At 63.3% G+C, this 2,256-nt stretch carries 3 protein-coding genes; all 3 read left to right on the forward strand.

Features of this window, described 5'->3' with window-relative positions:
• Positions 1–74: 74 nt before the first annotated feature.
• Positions 75–350, forward strand: a complete 276-nt coding sequence (gene merP, locus CKK19_RS24740; protein ID WP_000732276.1) for a mercury resistance system periplasmic binding protein MerP — start codon at positions 75–77, stop codon at positions 348–350.
• Between the two features lie 27 nt (positions 351–377).
• A complete protein-coding gene (gene merC, locus CKK19_RS24745; RefSeq protein WP_000522993.1) occupies positions 378–785 on the forward strand; it encodes an organomercurial transporter MerC in 408 nt (135 codons plus the stop codon).
• Between the two features lie 38 nt (positions 786–823).
• The coding region (merA, locus tag CKK19_RS24750; protein ID WP_127791826.1) for a mercury(II) reductase at positions 824–2,256 on the forward strand (1,433 nt) is incomplete at its 3' end.

A 2,256-nucleotide genomic window follows, 5' to 3' on the forward strand; every position in this document is an offset into this window, starting at 1 on the left:
TGGCCGCGCTGGTCCTGGTCGCGCTCGGATTTCCCTACGTCATGCCATTTTTCTATTAATCACAGGAGTTCATCATGAAAAAACTGTTTGCCGCCCTCGCCCTCGCTGCCGTTGTTGCCCCCGTGTGGGCCGCCACCCAGACCGTCACGCTGTCCGTACCGGGCATGACCTGCTCCACCTGCCCGATCACCGTCAAGAAGGCGATTTCCAAGGTCGAAGGCGTCAGCAAAATTGACGTGACCTTCGAGACACGCGAAGCGGTTGTCACGTTCGATGATGCCAAGACCAGCGTGCAGAAGCTGACCAAGGCAACCGGAGACGCGGGCTATCCGTCCAGCGTCAAGCAGTGAGCCACTGAACCCGAACCTGGGGCGATCATGGGACTGATTACACGCATTGCCGACAAGGCTGGCGCGCTTGGCAGCGTTGTTTCCGCGATGGGATGCGCTGCCTGTTTCCCGGCTATCGCCAGCCTGGGCGCGGCCATCGGCCTTGGCTTTCTACAGGAATACGAAGGGTTGTTTATCTCCAAGCTGCTGCCGCTGTTCGCAGTCGTGGCTTTGCTGGCGAATGCACTGGGCTGGCTGAGTCATCGGCAATGGTACCGCAGCCTGCTCGGGATGGTCGGCCCAGCCATCGTGCTGGCGGCCATGCTCTTGTTTTTTGGCAATTGGTGGACGGCGAACCTCCTCTATGTCGGTCTGGCCTTGATGATCGGGGTGTCGATCTGGGATCTGCTCTCACCGGCCAACCGCCGCTGCGAACTACCACCCAAACACGGCTAACTGCATTGGCAGTTGCCGAAACGAAAAGGAACGATGCAATGTATTTGAATATCACCGGAATGACCTGCGACTCGTGCGCGACACATGTCAAGGACGCCCTGGAGAAAGTGCCGGGCGTGCTGTCGGCGCTCGTGTCCTACCCGAAAGGCTCCGCGCAACTCGCCACCGATCCCGGCACCTCGCCAGAGGCGCTGACCGCCGCTGTGGCCGGCCTCGGCTACAAGGCCACACCCGCCGATGCCCCATCCACTTCAGCGCGGGGCAGACTGCTTGGCAAGGCGCTGGGATGGCTGGGCGGTGGCGACAAGGCTGGTGGTGATGGGGACGGACTGCACGTCGCCGTTATTGGCAGCGGCGGAGCCGCGATGGCGGCGGCGCTGAAGGCCGTCGAGCAAGGTGCGAACGTCACGCTGATCGAGCGCGGCACCATCGGCGGTACTTGCGTCAATGTCGGCTGCGTGCCGTCCAAGATCATGATCCGCGCTGCCCATATCGCCCATTTGCGCCGTGAAAGCCCATTCGACAGTGGCATCGCGGCGACTGTGCCTGCGATTGATCGCAGCAAACTACTGGCCCAGCAGCAGGCGCGCGTCGATGAGCTGCGCCACGCCAAGTACGAAGGCATCCTGGACAGCAACCCGGCCATCACCGTGCTGCATGGTGAAGCGCGTTTCAAGGACGACCAGAGCCTTGCCGTCCGTTTAAACGATGGCGGCGAGCGTGTGGTGGCGTTCGACCGCTGCCTGGTCGCCACGGGTGCCAGCCCGGCCGTGCCGCCGATTCCGGGCCTGAAAGAGTCACCCTACTGGACTTCCACCGAGGCCCTGGTCAGCGACACCATTCCCGAGCGCCTGGCCGTGATCGGCTCGTCTGTGGTGGCGCTGGAACTGGCGCAAGCCTTTGCCCGGCTGGGCAGCAAAGTGACGATCCTGGCACGCAGCACGCTGTTCTTCCGCGAAGACCCGGCCATCGGCGAGGCCGTTACAGCCGCGTTCCGTGCCGAAGGGATCAAGGTATTGGAATACACGCAAGCCAGCCAGGTCGCGCATGTGGACGGCGAATTCGTGCTGACCACCGGGTACGGTGAAATACGCGCCGACCAGCTGCTGGTCGCCACTGGCAGGGCACCGAACACGCGCAGCCTGGCATTGGAAGCGGCGGGAGTCGCTGCCAATGCGCAGGGGGCCATCGTCATCGACAAGGGCATGCGCACCAGTACGCCACACATTTATGCGGCTGGCGACTGCACCGACCAGCCTCAGTTCGTCTATGTGGCGGCAGCGGCCGGCACCCGTGCTGCGATCAACATGACTGGCGGCGATGCGGCCCTGGACCTGACCGCAATGCCGGCCGTGGTGTTCACCGACCCGCAGGTCGCCACCGTGGGCTACAGCGAGGCGGAAGCACATCACGACGGGATCGAGACCGACAGTCGCACCTTGACCTTGGACAACGTGCCGCGTGCGCTTGC

Origin of the sequence: Enterobacter sp. CCUG 70166, from assembly GCF_020224095.1 — a bacterium.
Classification (GTDB): domain Bacteria; phylum Pseudomonadota; class Gammaproteobacteria; order Enterobacterales; family Enterobacteriaceae; genus Enterobacter; species Enterobacter intestinihominis.